This is a genomic window from Variovorax sp. J22G73 (assembly GCF_030317035.1).
GTDB lineage: Bacteria > Pseudomonadota > Gammaproteobacteria > Burkholderiales > Burkholderiaceae_C > Variovorax.
In genome coordinates this window covers 135392-158427 of record NZ_JASZYK010000010.1, presented here as the reverse complement: position 1 = coordinate 158427, position 23036 = coordinate 135392, and the positions used below count along the sequence as shown (strand labels likewise).

Here is a 23036-nt window from a genome sequence, read left to right as displayed (position 1 = left end):
AACCCTAGAATTCCCGAGCGAAATTAGACCATGCCCACGCCCCCCTCTTCCTCTTCCTCACCGTTTGCCCCGATCACGATTTCCATCGTGAGCCACGGCCAGCTCGCGCTGGTGTTGCCGCTGCTCGAGCAGCTGGATCGCCACAGTCGCGCCGCCACCGCCAAGGTCGTGCTCACGCTGAACATTCCAGAGGCCGACCTGCTCGCGGGCCGGACGTGGGGCTTCGAGGTGGAGCGGATCGAGAATGCGAGCCCCAAGGGCTTCGGTGCCAATCACAACCAGGCGTTCGAACGCTGCGGCACCCCCTGGTTCCTGGTGCTGAATCCCGACATCCGCTTCGACAGCGACGTGCTGGGGCCGCTGCTTGCCCAGGCCACTGCCGATGCCGGCCTGCTGACGCCGCGCATCCTCGAGCCGGGCAAGGCCGCGCCTGAGCCGCACCGCGCGCTGCTCACGCCCTTCGAGATCGTCGGGCGCAAGAAGCCCGGCTACGTGCGCCCAAAGGTGCCGGCCTGGATTCCCGGCCTGTTCATGCTGTTCCGCAGCGAGGCCTACCGGCAGGTCGGCGGCTTCGACGAACGGTTCTTCATGTACGGCGAGGATTTCGACATCTGCGCCCGCACCCGTCTCGCGGGCTGGAAGCTGCAGGTCGGCGAAGACCTCGTCGCCCGACATGACGCCCAGCGCGAAAGCCATCGCAGCAGGAAGTACCTGTACTGGCACGTGACCAGCCTGCTGAAGGTATGGCTGTCGGGGTCGTTCTGGCGCTACCGGCGCCTTCGCGGCTAGCCGCGCTCGAGCAGGTCCTGCGCGACGGCATGGCCGCCGCGCCCGAAGCGCGCATAGCGCCCGCGCAACGCTTCCACCAGGATCGGCAACAGCCGCAACGGGCGCGCCGCCGGCAGTTGCGCACGGAAGCGCTGGTGCGCCACCTTGGCGTGCTGCGCCTCGAGGTAGCGCGCCGGCACCCGATCGCCGAGCTGCTGCAGGCGCTGCAGCAGCGCCTCGGCCCGGCGCAGCCGCGCCACGTGCTTGTCGCCGCGCTCGGCGAAGGCCTTGGCGATCTTCTCGGACAGCGTGAGCCGCCGCGCCCCGATCTGGTTGCTGGCGTGCTGGCGGTAGTCGATGGTCGGTTCGGGCAGCACGTCCATCCGCCCGATGGCGGCTGCCACGGCTGCCAGCCACTCGTCGTGCACCCACTCGGGCGCGAACGGCAAGGCCGTGTCGAGCAGCGCCCTGCGGAACATCGTGGTGGCGCCTGTCACCAGATTGCGGCGCAGCAGCACACCGAAAGCCTCGCCTCGCCCGATGGCCGAGAGCTCGACGGGCTGCACTTTCAGCGCGTGGAACAGCGTGGAGCCCAGGGGCTTCAGGTCGCCATCGACCAGGCGGGCGTCGGTGTGAAGCAGCAGCAGGTCGGGCCGCGCCGCAAACTGCGCCACCATGCGCGCGAGCCGTCCCGGATGCCAGACATCGTCCTGGTCGCACAGCGCGACAAGTTCATGGCTGCAGGCCCGCGCCGCCTGTTCGAAATTGCGCGTGACGCCCAGCGGCGGCACGTTGCTGAACACGCGCAGTTCGATCTGGTCGGCCATGCCGCACTGCGCAAGCGTGTCGCGCACCACCGCCAGCGTGTCGTCGGTGGAGCCGTCGTCGGACACCACGATCTCCCGGGGAAGGGGCGTCTGCGCGCAGATGCTGCGGATCTGATCGGGAAGGTAGCGCGCGCCGTTGCGGGTGCAGAGGGCGACGGAGACGGTGAGGGTCATCAGACAGGCGGCAGCCGGGGGGGCCAGGCGTAGCTGAAGTCTTCGCGGGCGAGCATGAGGTTGGGGCTGTAGGCGGGGTCGTTCTGGAGAAGGTCGCCCCAGCGCTGCTTCATGTATTTCACATCCTGTAGCAACTGGCCGCTCACGGGCTCCGCTGCTTTCCGCACGTGGGAAGATTTGTGGTCGAGCAGCTCGGCGTAAGGCGTCCACAGGGTCCGCAAACCTACCTCACCCAGACGCAGACAGAAGTCGACGTCCGCGAATGCCTCCTTGAGGTGGTTTGCACCAAGACCGCCGATCTGCAGATAGCTCTCCCTGCGGATCACGAGGCAGGCCAGACTCACTGCCGACAGCGACTGGATGAGCGCCGCACGCCCTCCGTAGCCCTGGCGCGCGCCGGGCATGCCGCGGTGTGAACAGCCCGCCACGCCGTCCGGCCCCAAGCCAAGAATGATGCCGGCGTGCTTCAGCATTCCATTGCGCTGAAGCAATCTTGCCCCTACCGCGCCAACGCCGGGTTGCAACGCCAGGCTCACCATTTCCGAAACCCATTCCGGTGCAATGACTTCGATTGAATCATCGACCAGCGCCACGACTTCGCCTTGTGCAGCCTCGACGCCCAGGTTTCGAAGCGTGGCCTCATCGTGCACCTGCGCCTGGCGCAGAACACGAACATTGGGCGTATGGATGACGGTTTCGAGGTAGGCGAGCGTCTCGGCATCGTCGGACGCGTTGTCGACGACAAGGACTTCGTATCTCGCATACGCGGTTTTCGCGGTGATCGAGTTCACGCAGCGGCGCAGCGAGGCCTTCGAATTGCGCGTGGGGATGACCAGTGACACCAGCGGCACGGTGTCGGGCAATGCATAGTGCACCCTGTAGCCGAACCCGATGTGCTCGGCCTTCGCGCGGGTCTGTGTGCGCTCGAAATGCTCGTTGAGCGCGCGTTCCCCGGCCACCACGGCATAGGGCTTGGCGTCCATCGACTTTGCGGTGCTCTCGGCATGCACACGCCAGTGATAGAGCACCCTGGGGATATGGCGCACCTGCGTCGGCTCGATGCGCTCCATGCAGCGAATCACCAGGTCCCAGTCTTGCGAACCTTCGAGGCCCACGCGGAAACCACCGACTTCGCGGACAAGGTCGGTCGAGAGCACACCGAGGTGGCTGAACATGTTTTGCGACCGGAAAAGGTCTGCGTTCCAGTCGCACTTGAAATAGGGGCCCGAACGGTTGCCGGCTTCGTCGACCTTGTCCTCGTCCGAATAGATGAGCCGGACGTCGGGATGCGAAGCGATGCAGTCGGCAACCCAGAACAGGGCGTGTGCCGGCAGAAGGTCGTCATGGTCCATGAGTGCGACCCACGAGCCTGAGACCAGCGTGAGCGCACTGTTCGATGCGGCGGAAATGTGGCCGTTTTGAGCACGGAACACCACCTTGATGCGCGGATCGCTTTCGCTGTGAGCCTTCAGAATGGCGCGAACCTCGGCGGACGGCGATGCATCGTCCGCAATGCACAGCTCCCAGTTGGGGTAGATCTGCTCGCGCACCGATTCGATGGCTTCGCGCAGCCACACGGGATTGGGGTTGTACGAGGGCATCACGATGGAGATCAACGGCAGGTTGCTCATCGAGGCCACGCGCTGCGCCAGCCTGCTCCTGATTTCGGGGGTGAGCGTGTCGTAGTCGCGGACCCATCGTGTGTAGTCGTTGTATCCGGTGATGCGACGTCCGAGCTCCCACTGGATGCCACGCCAGCCGGCCTTGCGGAATATCCGCCATGCGCGCTGGATGCGACCGCCCACGCCGGGACTTGTCCAGAGCACCGTCAGAAGGAAGTCAAAAAGCCGAGATACTGATTTCATAGACGACTCGCCTGCAGGAACGGCGAGGAACTTTTTCGTGGCGCTCATGCCGAATGGGACGGCAAGGCAAGGACGCGAGGCTCAGTGCCCGCCAATCGGCGATTATCTTCGGATCGCCTTGTTCCCCACATTCGCACCACGGTGCGGCCAACCGTGACTTCGGAAGGCGCCCCTGACCTCGCCCTGTAAACTCACCCGGTTCACACAAAGGATAGAAATGAGGTCGCCCTCCCGCGACGCCCACGCGGCATTTGCTCCCGTCAAGGTGCAGTCCGGAGGCCGCAGGGGCGAAGACGCTGCCGTCCGCCCAGCAGACTCATATCAACGCACATGAGCCAAGTTCATTCCAACCTTCACCGCAGCGCCTGGGCTGACTGGTGGGAAGGCACACGCCGCACCGACATCTGGTGGACCCTCGCCTGGTTCGACATTGTCCTGCGCTACAGGCGTTCCATGCTCGGGCCCATCTGGCTCACACTGAGCATGGGCATCATGATCGGCGGCATGGGCCCGCTGTATGCATCGCTCTTCGGCACCCAGCTGGACAAGTTCTTTCCCCATCTCGCGCTTGGCGTGATCTTCTGGGGCCTTTTCTCCACCATCGTCACCGATGCCTGCAACGCCTTCGTGGGTTCATCCAACTACCTGAAGCAAGGCTACTTTCCGATAAGCCTCTTCGTATGGCGGGCTCTGGCGCGCAACCTGATCCAGTTCGCCCACCAGATCGTGCTGTACGTCCCCGTCGCGCTTTGGGCCGGCATCACTCTGTCGTGGTCCGTCCTTCTGATCATTCCCGCCTTCCTGATCCTCGTCATCAACGCGCATGCGCTCGGCCTGCTGCTGGGGCTCATTTGCACCCGCTACCGCGACGTGACCCAGATCGTGACCAGCATCATGCAGATGCTGATGTTCCTGACCCCCGTGTTCTGGCTGCCGGAAAACCTTCCTGGTCGCGCCAAGTACGTGCTGTGGAACCCTTTCGCACAGATGCTCGACCTTCTGCGCACGCCGCTCATGGGCGGAGAAGCCCATCTACACAGCTGGATCGGGATCGGCTTCTGGACCGTGCTGTGCCTGTCGCTCGCGAGCGTGCTGTTCTTCAAATACCGCCGCCGCGTCGTCTACTGGCTCTGATCCATGGCATCCATTTCACTCAAGAACGTTTCGGTCAGCTTTCCCATCTACGGGGCCGGCTCGGCATCGCTGAAGAAAACGCTGGCCGCCTCGGTCACCGGGGGGCGCTTCGGCAAGGAAACCGGCGTCACTGTCGTGCAGGCGCTCAGCGGCCTCAACATCGAACTCAAGAGCGGCGACCGGCTGGGCCTCATTGGTCACAACGGTGCCGGCAAGTCCACGCTGCTGCGCACGCTGGCGGGTGTCTACGAGCCTTCTTCGGGCGAGTTCACACGCCAGGGCTCGGTGGCCAGCCTGATCGACCCTGCATTGGGCATCGAGATGGACGCCACTGGCGTAGAGAACATCATGCTGCGCGGCCTCGTGATGGGCATGAGCAAGAAAGAGGTCGACCGGCTCACACCCGATATCTGCGAATTCAGCGGCCTGGGCGAGTACGTCAACATGCCGGTTCGCACCTACTCGACCGGCATGATGATGCGGCTCGCCTTCTCGATCTCGACCAGCGTTGAGGCTGACATCCTGCTGATGGACGAGTGGCTGTCGGTGGGCGATGCCGAGTTCACCGAAAAGGCTGAAAAGCGAATGCGCGACGTTGTCTCCAAGTCGGGCATCCTGGTCCTGGCGTCGCACTCGCCGGAGCTGATTGCCAAGGAGTGCAACCGCGTGATCCACATGGAGCACGGGCGGATCGTCGAGCGCTGAGGTCTAGGCGATATCGAACGCGTTGAGGATCGTCTCGGTCTGGTTCTGCCAGCCGAACTTCAGCAACGCGTCCTGCCGTGCGTCCAGAGCCATCGCTTCATACGATGCAGTGCGGTCCACCGCTCGCAGGATCGCCTCGGTCCATTCATGAGCCTTCGAGAGATAGCCATTCTCTCCATCGCGAATGGCCCGTCGATAGGTGAAGCTGGGCGACGCAATGCTCAAGGTGCCAACGCTCGCGGCCTCGAAGTACTTGAGTTCCGACTTGCAGTCCGTGAACGCATTCGACTGGAGCGGCATGAGATTGAACTCGACCGTGCCCAGCAGCCGCTGAAGATTCACGTAGTCTTGAAAAGGCTGGCGGCTGATGCGATCGGCAAACTCGCGCATCACCGGACCATGGTCAATGTAGCCGACAACCATGACCTCCACGTCTGGCCGCTCGGCCAGCACATCGGCCAGCGCGGGCTCCACGAGCGCATAGTCGAGGCGATGTGACGGTGAGCCGCTGAAGTACCCGAGAGTCATCTTTCCTCTGCTGGCAAAGCGCGCGCGCTCTTTTGCAGCAAAGACCTTCTCGGCCACGGCAAGTTGCTCCTTGTTCATGAAATTCGGAACAACTGCGACCGGGAGTCCGGAACAAGCTGCGATCTTTTCCGCCAGAAACTCGTTGGTCGTGATGGCACCGTCGCACAGACGCAGCGTCTGGTGCATGCGCGCAATCATTGCGAACCAGTCGTCCCATACCCCTTTCTGCGTGACATCGAGGCCCAGGGTTGCCACGACCAGGTGCGCATAGTCCGTGTCGACCACGAGGTCGTCGACATCGAACAACACGCGCTTGCCGCGCGCCCTGAACTTGGTGATCAGGCCATTCACCTGATGGCAGTACCGTGACCGGCAGATCACCAGCAGGTCAGCGGCGTCTGCAATCTCGTCGAATCGATCGCTGTCCGACAGGAAAAAATAGCTGGCCGATACGTCGCCTGCGTCAGGCTCATTCAGCACCTGGACCATGTTGTAGGCACGGTAGCGGAAGGTGCTGTTGTTGGGCTCTTCGTAGAAGTAGGCCACGCGGACCTTGCTTCTGTACAACATGGACAGCCGAGTCGACAGCGGCTGCAGCCACGGGTCCGCGTAAGGTACGGGAGGAATGTCCAGGGCAAACATCAGCGTCCCGAGGTGAGCAACCGAAGGGTTTCCTCGAACGACTGGGTCCAGTCCGCACCCAAACCGTTGGCTGCGAAATTACGCTTGCGTGCTTCCGTGTCTTCAGCAAGCGCCACACCCTCACGAAGCGCGTCGACAAGCGCATCGGTGTTCAGTTCGGCACAAATGATGTTGCGCGAGTAGTTGGACAGATCCTGCTTGTTGGCGAACTTGTTGGTCACCACGACCGCGCCGCTTGCCGCAAGGTCGAACGGCGGGTAGCTGGGGTGCGGCGTGTACATCAGCGAGAGCCCGAGATCGATCGTTCCTGCCAGGTCAGCGTAGGCCTCCCAGTTGAGCCCTTCACAGCGCTTGGGCACATAGCCATTCCCGAATGTCACATTGGGAATGTCCTTGCCAACAAGAAAAATGTCCCATTGCTCGAGGTCGAGGATGCCCTTGTTGACAGCGTGATCGATGATGTCAAGCCCTACATGAAACAGGTTGCGCGGGTTGTATGGCCGTGCATAAAAGAAGAAGCGCTTTTTGCCGCCCAACGCGCGCTGACGCTCGTGAAACAGCGACTTAGGAAACGACGGCTCGAACCAGCATCCATTTCTCTCCAGCTGCTCCATGCCGTCGGCTCTAAGGTGGTCGTACAGGAGGCGCGTGTTGACGACGAACCGGATGTCCTGATTGCGCAGAATGCGCTCGCACTGAACGCGTTCTTCCCCGAACGGATAAAACATTCGCTCGTCTTCCTGCAGCAGATAGATGATCGAAGCATGCGGAACGCTGGGCAGTGCGGCGGCGGTCGTCCACCATGACGTGGTGACGAACATCTCATCGGGAACGATGTCCAGGCCCGCGACTGCTCCAGCTATCGGCACGGGTTTCTCGTTGTCGTTCGGGATCGGCGCATAGGAGAACTGGACCTCGTGAAGGAGTTCGATTCCGTAAGCATCCAAAACCTGTGAAGCATTCTTTGGCGACGGCACTTCTGTACGCGTCACGACCCGCAGCGTTGCATTCATCCGGTTGGCCAACTGCGCAGCGAACAGCAATGCGGTGCCAACACCACCGAAGAGGCTGCCACTGCCGATGCTGTCGGTGACTAGGCTGACACGCGACAGCGAAGGCTTCGGGATCAGGTAGGTCGACATAGGCTGGAGGTTGGGAAACTTGTGTCGAATGATGTCATCAACAGTCCCCGGCGGCCCAGACACTCCAGCAATCAAAGACCCCGCCTTGATCTTGTTAAGCACGGGCCGCCCCGCAATCGCGGCGCCCAACTTCGTGCGGAAGAGCCGCACTGTGGCCGAGGTTCCGTTCTCTTTCCAGAATGCCAAAAGTCGGCGCGCACGCACACTCATTTACTTTTTTCCTCACACACTGAGGTCCGTTGTCCGATATGCGGCTTTTGAAGAACATTCATCGTAGGTTCCGCCGAAATAACCGATTATCCACGCGTGCGCCGGGGACTCTTAGACTAAGCCGCGCGATTGTTGGGCCATGCCTAGTGTGATAGGCGCATGGCGCGCCCGGCAGCTTGAAGTCGACTTTCTACTCTAATAAGGCATCAAGGCAATGATGGCTGGTAAGCAGCGCGCGAGTTGTACCGCAGTTAAACGCTTAAGCGCCGGCTCCTTCAATGTGACAAGCACTGCCAAGACGGGTATCGCGGCGGCGAGTACTCCAAAGATCAAACGTTCTTGCAGGCTTTGGGTGAGCGTCCTGCCGTCGCATGTTGACGGCGACGTTTTCAAGCGGCAGCACCGTTGATCTCGTCGGTAGGCTCGCCGTCTTCGTAGAACTTGGCGATGGCCTTGTCCAGGCGCTTGAGCAATGCGTTGAGAGTCTCACCTTCACGCCTCACCAGCATGGCCAGCGCGTTAGAGCCGTCGGCGGCAGTGGCGGCGCACTGGATCGATGCGATCGCGCCAACCGTGATCTCGCCGCCGTCGTCGATCAGTGCCTCGATATTCTTCATGTTTTGCCAGACAAGGGCATGGGTGCGGCGAAGGCGACGCACTCCACGAGGTTGAGAGCGGCCAGCATCAGGTACTTCTCGGCGTCGGTGCACACGCCCAGCAAGTCGTGCTCGCCGAGGTATCCGTAGACGAAGGCGAGCAGATAGCGTTCGGGGTGCTCATCGCAGAACTGCTGCACGACCTGGTCGGCCAGTTCGCCCGGCAGTCCCTCGTTGAAGCGGGCGCGCGCCGTCAAGCGCTGCATGCACGTCTCCTGCACGTCCTCCGAGACGATCGGCCACGCAAGGCCGCTGAGCTTCATCGCCTGGAAGGTCACTAGCAGGATGTGCAGCGGGACCTCCAGTTGCACCATGCCGACGCCCATGCGAGGCAGCGCAAGGATCGAGGCGAGCATGTTGGGCTGCCGCAGGAAGATCTCGTCGGCCAAGGCTACCTTCTGTGTCTGGCTCATGCGCTTGACGTCGATGTCCGCCTGGACCATCACGGCCTGCGTGATCACGTCCGTCCCCCTCAACTTGGCCGCCAGCGATGCGGCAGCAGTTCATCGATACGATGGCTCGGGTGCGAGTGGATGCGCGCCAGCACGTCGCGCAGATACGCCCACGGATCCAGACCGTTGAGCTTCGCTGACTGCACGAGGCTCATCACCACCGCTGCGCGCTGGCCGGCCAACTCGCTGCCTACGAACAGCCAGTTCTTCGCGCCGAGCTTCCACGGCTTGATCTGCCGCTCGATCAAGTTGTTGTCCATCGCCACCATGCCGTCATCCAGGTGCAGCGTCAGCACCGCCCAGGCGTTCATGCTGTAGTCGATCGCCTCGGCGATCCTGCTGCCGTCGAGCACTTGCGTGCGCTGCAGCTTCAGCCACAGCTCGAACTCGTCCCACAGCGGTTTGCTCAGTTGCTGGCGGGCGTTTCGACGCTCGCCGTGGTCCATCTCGGCGAAGGCTCCCTCGGCGCGGTAGATCCGTGCCCAGCGCTGCAACGCCTCGGTGGCCACGGCGCTGGCACTGTGCCCGCCGCGGCTGAGCTCCTCGAAGTACCGCCTGGCATGCGCCGTGCAGAACGCCGAGCGGCGCTGCGGGTAGACCTTCGCGTCCAGTACGGCGTTGTAGCCCGCGTACTGGTCGGTGACCACGGTGCCGTTCCAGGCCGCCTCTGAACATGGCGGCCCCTTGCCGGCGAGGAAGGCCACCGGGTACTGGGACCCTCGTCCCAGGCAGAACTCGTAGATCACGCCCGGCTGCGGATCGTGATGGCTGCGCGCCCAGGCCCAGACGTAGGCCTTCTTCGTCTTGCCCGAGCCTGGATCGAGTAGCGGCACCGGCGTTTCATCGGCATGCAGCACTCGGCAGCTGAGGATGAAGCGCCGGTGCGCCTCGTACAGCAGCTCGAGCTTGGCGTCGCCGGCACCACCCCAGGCAGCCAGCGTCGAGCGCGGCGTGCGCACGCCCGAGCGCGCGTTGATGGGCTCTTGCCGGTAGTACGGCAGGTGATCGACGAAGCGGCTGATCAGCGTGTGCGCCACCAGCCCGCTGGCCGGGATGCCGCCGTCCACCACATCCGGCTCGGCCGGCTCCTGGCGGATCTGCTGGCAACACCGGCAAGCCCACTTGCCATAGATGTGCCGGTGCACGAAGAAGCTGGCAGGCACGAGGTCCAGCTTCTCGCTGATGTCATCGCCAACGCGCTGCATGGGCTGGCCGCACTCCGCGTTCGGGCAGTTAGTGTCCTCAGGTTCGTGGCGATGCTCGACGCGCTCCAGGTGCTCGGGCAGCTTCTCGCGGCGTGGCCGGCGCGGGGTTGCCTTCGGGGTCTTGGGCACTTGCGGCATATCGCGCTGCAACTCGGCCAGTTGCGCCCGTAGGCTGGCCTCGTCTTCAACCAACGCCTCCTGGAACAGGGCGCGCTGCCGGGCCGTCATGGCCTCGGTCTTGGCGCCGAACTTCCAGCGCTTGAGGCGGGCGAGCTCTAAGTTGACCTTGTCCAGCTTGGCGTGCGCCCAGGCGATCTCGCGCGCCTGGGCCTGCACCTGCTGGCGCAGTCGTGCGATCAGCGCAGCCGCCTCCGATGGCAGTTGTGCCATGTCGATCGGGAAGGCAGCGGTGTCGCCGAGCATGCCCGGCATGTTGCCCGAGTCGGGCCGCGCTGCGTATCGGCAGATGCGATGTCAACGGCGAGGCTGGGCTGCCCGGGACCTCATGATCGGCTGATGACGCTGAGTTCGCCCAGGCGCTGCCATGGCAGGCCGACCGCCAGGGCCTCGAACTGCTGCGCGCTCAACTGCAGCGTTGCTGCCTGCCCTGGCGCGCTCTCCAGCCAGGCGAAGCGTCCAGTGTGCAGGCGACGCGTGGCGCACCATACGCCGAAGGCATCGTGCACGAGCAGCTTGATGCGCATGGCGCGCAAGTTAGCGAACAAGTAGCCATGGTGCGCACGCGCCGCGCCGACGGTATTGACGACGATGTTGAGCAAGCGGTCGGGGCCGGCGCGCATGTCCTGCGGCTGGGTGCACAGCCACAGCGTGTCGATGCGGATCAACAGGCGGGCTCCTCAGACGGCGCACAGGGCATCGGCCAGCGCGCGCAGTTGTGCGGCGTACAGCGCGCCGGCGCAGGCAGTGCACTGGAGCTTGACGTGCAGGCCGCCGCGCTGGAGTTCAATGCGGATGTCGGGCTCGGATGCAGGGGCAGTGACCGCGGGCTCGGAGCGCGGCAACTCCACAGGCACGAACTGCAGGGCAGGCACGGCACCGATGACTGCTGTGGGCGCCGCGATGCCCATGCGCTTGAGGCCGCGGCCCGTGAGCCACTTGCGCACGACGTTGGTGTTCAGGCCGTGCGCGATAGCCACGGCCGAGACCGACGCGCCGGGCTGCCGGTACTCGGCCAGGATGCGCGCCTTGAACTCGGCACTGTGGACTCGGCGACTGGGAGTATTGGGATGCATAGGCGTCCGCCAGAAATTAGGTGGACGCCATCCTCAGAGGACGCCGCGGCGGGCGCAAGATGGGATGGCTGGACGCTCACGGCTTTGGTGCGATGAGATATTTTCACGCATCAATAATCAGCTAGCCGACGCTGCAATATTCGACGGTTGAGCGCCTGTGGTAAAGACCATCGTGACTGCCAGCAGTGTGGCGACAGATGCGGATAAACGAGGTTGGCCTAAACCCGAACCGTGGTTGGTAGATGGATTTCGTGAAGTTCGGTGACTGTCGCTTTTTCGGATTTGGCGAGTCTATGAAGCGAAAAATCCACCCCGCCAGTGAAGGGCACTAATTGAGGCGTGCCACAGCGGGTAGAGAATTCGAATTCTTCGTGTTACCCAACCATATTGCATCAGCACCGGCATGAATAAGCGCGAGGGTTTCACGTTGGCGGTCAGTCGAAGTTTAGACGTTCGCGTTCTACGACTAGCGGACGCTTCATCACGTGCGTAAGAATTGCACCGACATATTCACCCAACAGTCCGATGAAGAATAACTGCACCGATGCAAAGAAAAACATGCCAATGAGAATTGGCGCCAGACCCGCAGAAAATTTGGTCCAAAAAATTACTTTTAACAGAAGGTATAGCAATGAGACAGCGAGGCTTATTCCAGAAAGAGCGAAACCTGCCATCGTTGCTATACGCAATGGGACCCGCGAGTGCGAGGTGACCCCAAGCATCGCGATGTCGTAAAGAGTATAAAAGTTGTTCTTGGTGATGCCGCGTTTTCGGCGAGGCTGGTTGTAGGGTATCTGCACCGCTTCGAAGCCAACCTCGGAAACCAATCCGCGTAGATAGGGGTACGGATCGTCAATACGCCTTAGTACCTCCAGCACTTGTCTGTCGTAGAGGCCGAAGCCGGTAAAGTTTTGAATCAACTTGACGTCCGCTATGCGGGTCACTGTTCGGTAGTAAGCCCTGCGAATTGTGAACATTAGTCCGGATTCGTCCGCGGTCGGCTTGACACCCACCACAAGCTTCGTGCCCTGCAGCCACTTGCCCACAAACTCATTAATGAGGCCCGGCGGATCCTGCAAGTCAGCCACGAGCAAAATCGCCGCGTCCCCGCGCGCCTGAAGTAGGCCGTAAAAAGGCGAGCGAATATGGCCGAAGTTGCGAGCATTCAAAATCACCTTAACGCCGGGGTCTGCCGCAGCTAACTCGCGCAAGAGAGTTGGCGTACGGTCCGTCGAAGCGTTGTCAATGAATAAATGCTCATAAGTCAATCCCTCGATCTTTGCAAAGATCGCTCGCGTTTGACGGTAGACCTCTTCGACGTTGTCTTCCTCGTTGTAGCAAGGCGTGACGACGGTGATATGTTTCATGACGTTCCAAAGACGAATCGGCGCTGGAGAACGAATGAAAGCAGCGCCAGAGGAAGAATGACTAGTGCATTCGCGACATAGACGTCGAATCCCGCACGTAGAAGTAGTGCAACGGATCCAACATTGATAAGGTACACCACGACATAGGCGGCTATAAAACGGCCCAGCAACGACAAAGGGGCGCCGCCAAAAACTAGACGCCCTGTACTCTGAAAGTTGAAGGCCATTCCAATGATCGTAGCCAATCCGATCGCAATAGGAAACGGCAGGCCCAGTCGAACCAAAATAGCAAAAATTGCATAACCTACGACGGTGTTAATGCCTCCCACGATCAAGAATCGAAGCAATTGCGACTTCAGTAGGTTATGAGGCCCGCCAATCACACAGCCTTCCATTTCGCCGCGAAGGGTATTACACGTTCACGTACAGCCGAAAAATCGAGGCCGTGCTCGCGCATTGCATGAGCATGGCTGCCGCAAGTTTCGGAAAAGCGCTGACCAATACCAATGCGGAGTACTGGAATCGGGGTCGTTTCGGAGATCGCCTCAACAACCGCGCCGCCCAGCCCTCCTACAGAGGAGTGTTCTTCCATCGTGATGAACGCTGTCGCGCTGGTAGCCAATCCGCCCAACTGAACCGCATCGAGCGGCTTGATCCACGGCGCGCTCCATACAGAGGCATCGAGCTCGTCGCCCAGCGCGCATGCCGTCTTGACCATGGAACCTGTAGCGATCAGCACGACAGGATAATTGCCAGTACGGACTTGCGTCAGCCCCCCCCGCTTGAGCTTAGGCAGCGACGAATGTACCGGCCCTACATCGGCTTTGCCCATTCGGAAATAGACTGGCGCTTCCAGTTCCAACGCCATCCTCATGCATGCGGTCAATTCGTGCGCATCGCACGGCGACATGATGTCGATGTACGGAACTGCACGTAGGCACGCGATATCTTCAAAGCTCTGATGACTCGTGCCGAGCGTGCTGTAGACCAAGCCCGCTCCATCGCCCGTGAATATGACTGGCAGCTTCTCGTAGCAGACATCGATTTTGATCTGCTCAAGTACGCGCACCGGAACGAACGCGCTGAGTCCGTAAACAATTGGACGAAGCCCGGCCTTTGCTAGACCGGCGGCAACACCGACCATATTTTGCTCGGCAATGCCCGCATTGATGTACTGATGTGGGCAACGTTTGCGAAACTCATCAAAAAGAGCATACCCGTGGTCTCCAGTCAAGAGCACCACGCGTTCGTCATTGACCGCAGCCTCGATCAGCGCGCTTGAAAATGCGGCCCTCATGCTGACGCTCCTTCGATTTCGCGCAGCGCTTGTGCGTATAGGTCCGGATTCAAACGTGAGTAGTGCCACGCATTGACGTTCTCCATATAAGAGACGCCCTTGCCCTTGACCGTCTTAGCTACCAGTGCTTTGGGGCGGCCATTATTTATAGCCTCGAGTGCATCGATCGCCTCTGATATCGCGCCCATGTCGTGCCCGTCAACAGCGAGCACGTCAAAGTCGAAGGCGGCAAATTTCGCATTGAGGTCACCGAGTTGCATCACTTCGTCCGTAGTCCCCATAGCCTGAAAGCCATTGGCATCCACGATAACCATGAGGTTGTCCAACTTCGCATGAGCAGCAAACAAAAGCCCCTCCCAGATCGGGCCTTCATTGATCTCACCGTCACCGATGACGACATAGCATCTCTGCCCGCTTTTTTTGCGCGCAGCCGCGAGCGCGAGCCCAACGCTCACGGAGAGCCCGTGGCCCAGCGAGCCGGACGTCACTTCGCATCCCGGCACATGCGCATCCGACAATCCCTTGAGACGAGAGCCATCGTGAAAATAGCTGTCGATGTCATGACGCTCTAACCATCCCAGTTCATAGAGGCAAGCGTACTGCGCCATGACGCCGTGGCCCTTGCTTAGCACAAGATAGTCCCGAGAAGGATCGTCGGGATTGCTCTCGTCGTAGCGCATGTGGCGGCTGTACAGGCACGACAGCAACTCGATGATGGAGAAAGCACAACCAAGATGTACCGCATTACCCGCGAAAGCCATCTCGACCACCGTCTTGCGCAAACTTGAGGGGTTAAATTCAGGTTTCATGTTCGAATACTTCAAAGAAGCCCGGAGCTTTTCGCCAGGCGAGAGTTCGTCGAATCCCTTCCTGGAGACTCACGACATTGCGCAGACCAAGTTCGTCGGAGGCGCGTCGCAGATCGGGCACATAGCGCTGCCCGGCAAGACCGGGCGCCGACTGTCCGGCGATATGCACCGGCACCCCCGTCTCGGCGAGGCGCGTTACCTCCGAGGCCAGTTCGGCGATCGTGATGCTGGTGTCGTCGCCAACGTTGTAAACGCCGCCGGGCTTACCAAGCACCAGACAACTAAGCAACCAGCGCGCCATGTCGCTCGCATACTGATAGCTGCGCACTGCGTCGCCCGTGCCCTGCACGACGATACCGCCACCCTGCCCAGCCATCTCGATGAACTGGGCTGCCGCCGAGCCACTCGACGAGCGCATGCAAGGCCCTATGAACGCGAAACAGCGCGCGATAACCGCATCAAATGGCGCGCCCCCCTGCCTCACCACTGCTTCAGCTGCTCGCTTGGCACGGGTGTAGTCGTTGACTTCTTCTGTATCGCTCCACCTCAAGGTTTCCGACAAGGGTGCCGCAGTTGCCTGTGGCCCGTATACAGCGCCAGAACTGATGTGAAGAAGTCGCCCCGCGCCGCTGGTCGAGGCAAAGTCGCAAACACGACGCGCGCCCGCCTCGGCCAGTTTTACGAGCCCAGCGCCAGCCGACTGCGGCGAAGAAACCGGCAAGGCAGCATGGATGACTGAGGAAAACCTACCAATTGGAAACTCGAAGTCAACGACATCGCCCCGAACCAAATCAACAGCCGCCGCCTTTGCGAGGTGAGCACTGGCGCGCACAAACTTATCCGGATCTCGCGTCAATATAGTTAACGAAAGGCCAAGACCCATCTCACGATTGGCATGCAGAAGGCATTCCAGCAGCCACTTGCCAATGAAACCTGTGCCGCCAGTTAAGAAAAGCGACTGGCCTCGCAACCCTTCCCAGACATCGTTGGCGGTAAAGCGAAGAACCTCTTCCAGATCTACCGGTGGCACCGGCTGACATGGATCAGTCAAATCGCAGTCCCAAATATGTTTCGATGCTCTCGATCGTGTGATCCAACATGGATTCGGTCAAGCCAGGATAGACGCCAATCCAGAAAGTGTCGTTCATGATCCGATCGGTATTCTTCAGCTCTCCTACCACTCGATAATTGCGACCAATCATGTAGGGCTGGCGAAGAAGATTTCCGGCAAAGAGCAGGCGCGTCCCAACTTTCTGCTGATCGAGATATGTCAAAAGATCGACCCGGCGCGTGTTCGCCGACTCGCGCAAAGTAATGGGAAAACCAAACCACGACGGCTCAGAGCCGGGTGTCGCTTCAGGCAACTCCAAAAACTCTTCAGCGTTGCGCAACCTGTCCTTGAGGTAATTGAAGTTTTTCTTTCGAGCCTCAATAAATCCGTCAAGTCGGTCGAGTTGAGCAAGCCCGCAAGCGGCCTGCATGTCGGTAATCTTCAGGTTATAGCCGAGGTGAGAATACGTGTACTTGTGATCGTATCCCTCGGGCAGATCGCCCAGCTTCCAACAAAAGCGCTTACCGCATGTATTGTCCTTGCCAGGTGGGCAGTAGCAGTCACGACCCCAGTCACGAATGGATTCAGCAATCAACCGCAGTTCATCGCTGTTTGTAAATACCGCACCACCCTCACCCATCGTGATGTGGTGAGCGGGATAAAAACTCAACGTGCCGATATCACCGAATGTTCCAACTAGTTGACCCTCGTAGCGCGCGCCGAGCGCGTCGCAGCAGTCCTCGACTAGCCACAGCCCATGCTTCTGGCAAGCCGCCTTCACTACCTTCAGGTTGTACGGGTTACCCAGCGTGTGAGCCAACATGATTGCCTTGGTGCGGGGGCCAATGGCGGCTTCGAGCAAATCGGGATCGATGTTGTAGGTGGGAATATGCACGTCGACGAAGACAGGCACAGCGCCGCATTGCAAGATCGGGTTGACGGTGGTGGGGAAGCCCGCGGCCACGCCGATGACTTCGTCACCAGGCTTGATTGCTCGGTCTCCGAGCTTGGGCGAGGTCAGCGTCGAGAACGCTACTAGATTAGCGGACGAGCCGGAGTTGACGGTCATCAGATGCTTGACACCCAAGTACTGAGCAAGACGACTTTCGAACAACGTATTGAAACGCCCAGTAGTCAACCACGCGTCAAGCGAAGCATCAACCATCATCTGCATTTCTGGCGTTCCGACGACCTTGCCAGAAGGCGGGATCAGCGTCTCGCCGGGCACGAAAGGTTGCGGCTTACCAGCCAGTTCACCGTACTCGGCCACCAGCGCAAGAATCTTTTTGCGGAGTTCGTTTTTTTGAAATGAGACTTCAGTCATGGGTGATGGTGCTTTCGTATTGTTCGATTTGTTTGTGGGTGTATTCGGCCATCTCGCAGCCTTCAATCCAAGCTTGCTGCCAGTCGACGATTGCAGCCAGACTTCTGGTGAGATCCCATCGAGGGATCCACCCCAAGTCTTGCCGAGCCTTTGAGCAATCAAGCTTTAGCCAGTTGGCCTCATGGGGCTGGGCGATCTCTGTTTCAGTTCGCCATCGGGCGCCGTTACCCCAAAGCACAGCAAGTTGATCGGCAATCCAAGACACCGGACGAGCGTCTGAATCATTCGGGCCGAAATTCCATGCCTGCGCCCATGCCGGCCCCTCGGAGTACAACTTTTCCGCCAACATCATGTAGCCTCGCAGGGGCTCTAGTACGTGCTGCCATGGACGAATCGCCCCGGGATTGCGAATAACTGAATCACGCTGATCACCAAACGCACGCAACAGGTCTGGTACCAGCCGATCGACAGACCAATCGCCGCCGCCGATCACATTGCCTGCGCGTGCGGTTGCTAATGCAACACCGTGCTGGCTGTAGCGATCCTCATTGAAAAACGAAGAGCGATAAGAGGCGGAGATCAATTCCGCGCATCCCTTGCTGTTGCTGTAAGGATCGTAACCACCCATCGGTTCGTTTTCGCGATACCCCCAAGGCCATTCGCGATTCTCATAACACTTGTCACTCGTGACGATGACAACCGAGCGGATCGAATCGCAAGAACGAACGGCCTCCAAGAGATTTACTGTCCCCATGACATTAGTGGAGTAGGTCTCGACCGGATCGACATAGGAGCGCCGCACAAGAGGCTGAGCTGCAAGGTGGAAAACCACTTCTGGCGCGCATGCGCTCACTGTGGCACGCAATCGATCCAAGTCGCGAATGTCACCGATGAGGGACTCCGTCGAACTGGCCGGAGCAGTGAGCGAGTGAAGACTAGGTGCATAGGCGGGTTCCAGCGCATAGCCGGTCACTTTCGCGCCCCGCTTGCCGAGCCAAAGCGCCAGCCACCCGCCTTTAAACCCGGTGTGCCCCGTAAGGAACACGCGCCGTCCCGACCAAAAGGATTCCGTCATTACCAAGCTTTCCACGGCGCGTTGCCACTTTGCCAAAGCTCTTCCAAGTGCATCTTGTCGCGCAACGTATCCATTGGTTGCCAGAACCCGTCGTGCTTGTACGCACCAAGTTGTGCCTCTCGGGCCAAACGCTCAAGAGGATCACGCTCCCAGATGGTTTGATCGCCGTCGATGTAGTCAATCACGGATGGAGATAAAACGAAAAATCCCCCATTTATATGGCCACCATCGCCCTTTGGTTTTTCTTGAAACGCCCTGACTTTGTCATCTTGCAACTCGAGCGCCCCAAAACGACCAGGGGGTAACGTTGCAGTCAGCGTCGCCTTAAGCTTGCTTGCCCTATGAAATTCGACCAACTGCGTAATATTGATGTCACTAACACCATCGCCGTACGTAAAGCAAAAATCGCTCTCGCCTTGAAGATGCTCAGCGACCCGCTTGAGCCGTCCTCCGGTCATTGTATCGTCACCGGTATCGACCAGGGTCACCTTCCACGGCTCAGCATATCGCTGATGCACGTGCATTTCATTTCGCTCCATATCAAAAGTAACATCCGACATGTGCAAAAAGTAATTTGCGAAATACTCCTTAATCACGTAGCCCTTGTATCCACAGCAAATGATGAAATCATGGATTCCATGCGCGGAATATATCTTCATAATATGCCAAAGGACAGGCTTTCCACCCACTTCAATCATTGGCTTGGGCTTCAGATGAGTTTCCTCAGAAATCCTAGTCCCCAGTCCTCCGGCCAATATTACAGCTTTCATTTTATTAACTTAATTAAACGAGTTCAATAGCATTGCATCAATTGGCAGAACTTGGGCTGCTGACATTTTTGTCTCGTCGATATGCAAAATGACCTGCAAACACGAAAACCAAACAGACGAGCGCGCCACTAATACTCCAGAAGTTGTACCTTAAATCTCCTGCGGGAGTTATAAAATACATCGGTGCCAGATATAGTAACGCGCTGCCCAATGCGACGGCCGCCTCAACTCGATACCGCATAGCCGGTCCGCGAACAAATGCGGAAAGCAGCGCAAGCATGCCGGCCAAATAATAAATCCAAGCTCGATCCAAAAGACTTTGCTTAAACGAAACCACGTAATTCACCAAAACAGGAGTAAGGCGATTGGGAGTTTGAGACACCCCAAGCTTATTCTCATCTACATTTGGGTGTGTCACGTAAAAAATCTCTCGATTGTGCAACCCAATATATTCCGAAAACACCGCGAATCGGTGCTTTAAGTAAGCAACGGGATTTTTGGAAATAGCAGCAATCCATCGTCCAAACAAATTATCTACCTCGTCGGCAATTCGACCTTCAGAGTCATTGTGACTGGTGATATTTAAATGCCGAGCATCATATATCTTCTCAAGATATTTCGGATCAACAGGATTTCCCGATTTGTCATCTACAAAACTCACTCCCGAATAAACGGAAATACCAACAAGATCGTAGCGCATGATGCTGGCCATGTTCGTATTCTTTTCCAGCCTAGTAAATTCTGGAAATCTAAAACTATTGACAACCCATACCAATGAAAACAGTAAAAGCAGAGCAGCAAAAGCCTTCGCGCTAATTATCAGAAGACCTTCCTTCGCAGAAGCTCCCCCTCGATTCACGAAGAAAATGTAGATCATTATTGGCAATGCACCGCTCGCTGCATTAAACCTATAAGCCATCCCACAAAACAAAAAAAAGACCGCCGCAGCCGTCAGCCATTTCTTCCGGCGACTGGATGAGGAAATTTCGAAAGCTAGCGCCAGACTCAGCATATAAAAAGCGGCTACTGCAACATCCTTCCAAACCACCAACATTGTCCCTAGTAGCGCAGGCAATGCCGAAAACAGTGCTAGGACAATCAGGCGAACGAAAATGGGCCATCCGATGTTGTTCAGTATCCAGCCAAACGACAGTAACAGTGTTCCATTTTGAAATATCTGCATCAGCGTCGGACCAGGCCATATCCAATCGAAAATGCGCCATACGTAACTGCCGAAAGGCGGGTACTGCGATCCTTGAACACCCTCCCTGGCCTGACGTAGCGCCTCAACTGAATCAAAAGACATGAATCCTGGGTAAGAGGCGACACTTACCAGGGCCACGACCGCTAGCGCAAAAATGTAGACAACGAATGAACCACTTCGGAACGAGCGTTCCCGTCCCATTACTGCTGTCGATGCTAAGGTGGTGTAATTCAAAAAAGGCTCTATTTCTAATAAAAACAACGCGTGCACACAGCGCTGGAGTTACTTCGCGGCTGCAATAGTTCGATAAACTCGAGCTAACACAAATCTCACAGCATTTTTTAGTTTTGGATGCCTAGAGAAAAAATTCCGAGCTCGTTTTCCAACTCGCCAATAAGTGCTATCTTCAATGGCGTCTAGTTTCGATTTCAACAAAGAAAGCGCCACCTCAAACTGCTCAGCTACGGCACGGCTCGCATCCAGCGCACGCGCATTCGCTTTGGCTTGCGTAAGTTGCAGTTCGACATCACCTAAGATTGTTTGCGTAGCACGTAACTCGCCGCGCAACGCCTCCATGGCGAGTTGCAATTCGTGCACACTGGGCCTTGGAGATAGCGGAAGCGCTTTCAGGAAATCATCGTAGGTTTCTCCCCGCACCAAATGGCCAGCCTCCGCCACCAATGTGCTCGGAGTTGCGTCCTGCCATTCACGGCGACCCCATCTAGGTGTCTGCCAAAGTGCAAGACGAAGATCCTCGCGAGAATTAATTGCCTTCAGAATGCATTGGTGTTTCACCAGAGTCGCCGATAGTGTGGGGGCATCCCCTCGGCTTGCCCATAAACCCGATTCGTAGGCCCAAGGAAAAATCTGATCTTCCTGCCCGCGAAAATTATTTGGCGAAAAGGCAGGAAATGCAAAATAGTGCACGGACAAACCTGCTGAAATCAGCAAATCTACAAGCCCCAGAACACCAGGTTCTTCGTTACATTCGAGCCAAAATGAAGGTCCTTCAGGCGACATGAGCGATAGCTCAGATTCAAGTATTAGACGCTCCAGACCTTCGACGTCCATTTTTATTAGATCAAAGCCCCCCTTTTCTCGAACAACGTCAGACAACTTAACAAAATTAGTGATGGCCGCAACGGCGGCCCGCCCCTTTTCTTGAGTTTCAGCAAAAGACAAGGACCCGAGATTGTCTTCGTCGAATCTCCCCTTCATCTCTTTTCCGTCTGGAGAAACGGCCGCCTCTATTACAGTCGCTGGAATACTCACAAGATTTTTGACATTGGACCGCAATGCCTCTGCCACGATCGGATTAGCCTCGATAAAGGTAATGGAGGCCACTTCAGCTTCGGCAATAAGTCCCATGCCGAACGTACCGACAAAAGATCCCACGTCCAAGACGCGCACAGGCTTCTTAGGCAACGCGTTCGCAACGAATCTCACCTCGTCGTGCGCCCATTCGCCGTAGGTAGACAAAAACCGCCCGATCAAATCGCCAGCCGCGTCAGGAACACAAAGTGATCCATATCGAGTATCAATAAATTTCATTGAAGCCAATGCATAGATTAAAAGGTCATTTCGAAAGACAAGTTACGTGTTAGCGAACATTGCTCTCGTACCATGATCGAAAAGTGTCCGGGCCGACAGAAAAAGGATCAGCGAACTTCTCGTGCAAATCGGGCCTCTGGCGCCAGCAAATTCGATGCGGCCTTGAAATAATCATGCCGTCGTCATAGTGACTGTAGCGCCACCATCCGGCCGGAAGACTTTTACTCGCATGATGAATCAACCGCGATCTATACCATCTCAAAAGCTCAAAAACCTCCGGTCGCCCTCTCGAATAACGATCTAATTGAGCCTCGCCAACCGAATTAACTTTGGTGAAGTGAAAAAATCGTAGTAATGCATCGCCAGCAAATATCTCACCGCCATCGGAAATTGAAATCGGTCGATTATCTATATTCCAACTGGCAACGTTATATCCCGGATCTCTCAAAACCGACACATTGTCGAAAAGCGCTGGCGCAAGGTCACACCAGCGTTGGTCCGTGAACAGCCCGTTCGGAATGTCGTCGTGGCAAAACTCCCGCAGTCGATCTGCCCACCAGTTTGCGAAATTGTTTCCGTCGGGGCAGTTTCTGACTGCCACAAATCCAAGGTTGTACACGCCATGTTTCAAGCACGAAATCTCGTTGTCTACCACGCCACTACGCGTACGCTCCGGTGACAACAAATGCGGCGTTAAAACAACTGCCTTGGTCTCAAGCAATTCTTCGACATGAACCAATGGTGCAAAAAGCGCAATATCCGGATCAATGTATAGCACTCGCTCTGCACCGCTAGCCAAAATTCTCTGCAGCATTGGTCCTTTCACCGCGGTGCAAAGCTCAACCACGTCGTGACCAAAAACCCAAGAATGATGCCCTGGAACATCTAGTTCCCAGACTCGGACAACATGGTCAAACTCTTCTGAATCCAAATCGAATTCGAAGCCCTCCGGCTCTTGGTCAGACAGACACAGCCAAAGCACCCAATCCGGGTGATGTTTTCGAATCGTCTCTGCCAAGACCCGAGC

At 58.1% G+C, this 23036-nt stretch carries 23 protein-coding genes; 3 read left to right on the top strand and 20 right to left on the bottom strand.

Annotated elements, in window-relative coordinates:
- The first annotated feature begins 30 nt into the window (after positions 1 to 30).
- Positions 31 to 789, top strand: a complete 759-nt coding sequence (locus QTI51_RS28905) for a glycosyltransferase family 2 protein (protein ID WP_286547668.1) — start codon at positions 31 to 33, stop codon at positions 787 to 789.
- Here QTI51_RS28905 and QTI51_RS28900 read toward each other — a convergent pair.
- Both QTI51_RS28900 and QTI51_RS28895 read right to left on the bottom strand, forming a co-directional pair.
- Positions 786 to 1769: a glycosyltransferase family 2 protein gene (locus QTI51_RS28900; protein ID WP_286516960.1), complete on the bottom strand. Its 984-nt coding sequence runs from the start codon at positions 1767 to 1769 to the stop codon at positions 786 to 788. The two genes, QTI51_RS28905 and QTI51_RS28900, sit on opposite strands and share 4 nt — an antisense overlap.
- On the bottom strand, positions 1769 to 3682 hold the full coding sequence (locus QTI51_RS28895; RefSeq protein WP_286516961.1) for a glycosyltransferase family 2 protein: 1914 nt from the start codon (positions 3680 to 3682) through the stop codon (positions 1769 to 1771). The genes QTI51_RS28900 and QTI51_RS28895 overlap by 1 nt, the downstream gene beginning before the upstream one ends.
- A gap of 282 nt (positions 3683 to 3964) precedes the next feature.
- Here QTI51_RS28895 and QTI51_RS28890 point away from each other — a divergent pair, with 282 nt between their 5' ends.
- Both QTI51_RS28890 and QTI51_RS28885 read left to right on the top strand, forming a co-directional pair.
- The gene (locus QTI51_RS28890) at positions 3965 to 4768 is read left to right on the top strand and encodes an ABC transporter permease (RefSeq protein ID WP_286516962.1); all 804 of its coding nucleotides are present in this window, start codon (positions 3965 to 3967) and stop codon (positions 4766 to 4768) included.
- A 3-nt stretch (positions 4769 to 4771) separates the two neighbouring features.
- Complete coding sequence (locus QTI51_RS28885; protein ID WP_286516963.1) at positions 4772 to 5473, top strand: ABC transporter ATP-binding protein; 702 nt, start codon at positions 4772 to 4774, stop codon at positions 5471 to 5473.
- A gap of 3 nt (positions 5474 to 5476) precedes the next feature.
- Here the strand turns inward: QTI51_RS28885 and QTI51_RS28880 are convergent, their stop codons facing one another.
- The 18 genes from QTI51_RS28880 to QTI51_RS28795 all read right to left on the bottom strand — a co-directional run bounded on the left by QTI51_RS28880 (position 5477) and on the right by QTI51_RS28795 (position 23027).
- Positions 5477 to 6547, bottom strand: coding sequence for a glycosyltransferase (locus QTI51_RS28880; protein ID WP_286516964.1), 1071 nt, complete (start codon positions 6545 to 6547; stop codon positions 5477 to 5479).
- Positions 6548 to 6642: 95 nt separating this feature from the next.
- Positions 6643 to 7995, bottom strand: coding sequence for a rhamnosyltransferase WsaF family glycosyltransferase (locus tag QTI51_RS28875; RefSeq protein WP_286516965.1), 1353 nt, complete (start codon positions 7993 to 7995; stop codon positions 6643 to 6645).
- 389 nt (positions 7996 to 8384) lie between these two features.
- The gene (locus QTI51_RS28870; protein ID WP_286516966.1) at positions 8385 to 8612 is read right to left on the bottom strand and encodes a hypothetical protein; all 228 of its coding nucleotides are present in this window, start codon (positions 8610 to 8612) and stop codon (positions 8385 to 8387) included.
- Positions 8609 to 9112, bottom strand: coding sequence for a hypothetical protein (locus QTI51_RS28865; protein ID WP_286516967.1), 504 nt, complete (start codon positions 9110 to 9112; stop codon positions 8609 to 8611). The genes QTI51_RS28870 and QTI51_RS28865 overlap by 4 nt, the downstream gene beginning before the upstream one ends.
- Positions 9113 to 9123: 11 nt before the next feature.
- On the bottom strand, positions 9124 to 10731 hold the full coding sequence (gene tnpC, locus QTI51_RS28860; protein ID WP_286516968.1) for an IS66 family transposase: 1608 nt from the start codon (positions 10729 to 10731) through the stop codon (positions 9124 to 9126).
- An 80-nt stretch (positions 10732 to 10811) separates the two neighbouring features.
- Positions 10812 to 11153, bottom strand: coding sequence for an IS66 family insertion sequence element accessory protein TnpB (gene tnpB, locus QTI51_RS28855; RefSeq protein WP_286516969.1), 342 nt, complete (start codon positions 11151 to 11153; stop codon positions 10812 to 10814).
- Positions 11154 to 11165: 12 nt separating this feature from the next.
- Positions 11166 to 11561, bottom strand: coding sequence for a transposase (locus QTI51_RS28850; RefSeq protein WP_286516970.1), 396 nt, complete (start codon positions 11559 to 11561; stop codon positions 11166 to 11168).
- Between the two features lie 434 nt (positions 11562 to 11995).
- Entirely contained in the window at positions 11996 to 12928 is a 933-nt protein-coding gene (locus QTI51_RS28845) for a glycosyltransferase family 2 protein (RefSeq protein WP_286516971.1), read from the bottom strand.
- The gene (locus tag QTI51_RS28840; RefSeq protein ID WP_286547667.1) at positions 12925 to 13275 is read right to left on the bottom strand and encodes a GtrA family protein; all 351 of its coding nucleotides are present in this window, start codon (positions 13273 to 13275) and stop codon (positions 12925 to 12927) included. The genes QTI51_RS28845 and QTI51_RS28840 overlap by 4 nt, the downstream gene beginning before the upstream one ends.
- A gap of 32 nt (positions 13276 to 13307) precedes the next feature.
- Positions 13308 to 14225 carry a transketolase family protein gene (locus tag QTI51_RS28835; RefSeq protein ID WP_286516973.1) on the bottom strand — a complete coding sequence of 306 codons (918 nt, stop codon included), beginning with the start codon at positions 14223 to 14225 and terminating at the stop codon, positions 13308 to 13310.
- Positions 14222 to 15034, bottom strand: a complete 813-nt coding sequence (locus QTI51_RS28830) for a transketolase (RefSeq protein ID WP_286516974.1) — start codon at positions 15032 to 15034, stop codon at positions 14222 to 14224. The genes QTI51_RS28835 and QTI51_RS28830 overlap by 4 nt, the downstream gene beginning before the upstream one ends.
- Positions 15024 to 16064, bottom strand: a complete 1041-nt coding sequence (locus QTI51_RS28825) for an NAD-dependent epimerase/dehydratase family protein (protein ID WP_286516975.1) — start codon at positions 16062 to 16064, stop codon at positions 15024 to 15026. Before QTI51_RS28825 ends, QTI51_RS28830 begins: the two co-directional genes overlap by 11 nt.
- 13 nt (positions 16065 to 16077) lie before the next feature.
- Positions 16078 to 17409, bottom strand: a complete 1332-nt coding sequence (rfbH, locus tag QTI51_RS28820) for a lipopolysaccharide biosynthesis protein RfbH (protein WP_286516976.1) — start codon at positions 17407 to 17409, stop codon at positions 16078 to 16080.
- Complete coding sequence (gene rfbG, locus QTI51_RS28815) at positions 17402 to 18484, bottom strand: CDP-glucose 4,6-dehydratase (protein WP_286516977.1); 1083 nt, start codon at positions 18482 to 18484, stop codon at positions 17402 to 17404. The genes rfbH and rfbG overlap by 8 nt, the downstream gene beginning before the upstream one ends.
- Positions 18484 to 19254 carry a glucose-1-phosphate cytidylyltransferase gene (rfbF, locus tag QTI51_RS28810; protein WP_145761863.1) on the bottom strand — a complete coding sequence of 257 codons (771 nt, stop codon included), beginning with the start codon at positions 19252 to 19254 and terminating at the stop codon, positions 18484 to 18486. The genes rfbG and rfbF overlap by 1 nt, the downstream gene beginning before the upstream one ends.
- A gap of 37 nt (positions 19255 to 19291) precedes the next feature.
- On the bottom strand, positions 19292 to 20692 hold the full coding sequence (locus QTI51_RS28805; protein ID WP_286516979.1) for a hypothetical protein: 1401 nt from the start codon (positions 20690 to 20692) through the stop codon (positions 19292 to 19294).
- A gap of 48 nt (positions 20693 to 20740) precedes the next feature.
- Positions 20741 to 22009, bottom strand: coding sequence for an FkbM family methyltransferase (locus QTI51_RS28800; RefSeq protein WP_286516980.1), 1269 nt, complete (start codon positions 22007 to 22009; stop codon positions 20741 to 20743).
- 49 nt (positions 22010 to 22058) lie between these two features.
- Complete coding sequence (locus QTI51_RS28795; RefSeq protein ID WP_286516981.1) at positions 22059 to 23027, bottom strand: hypothetical protein; 969 nt, start codon at positions 23025 to 23027, stop codon at positions 22059 to 22061.
- Between the last annotated feature and the right edge of the window lie 9 nt (positions 23028 to 23036).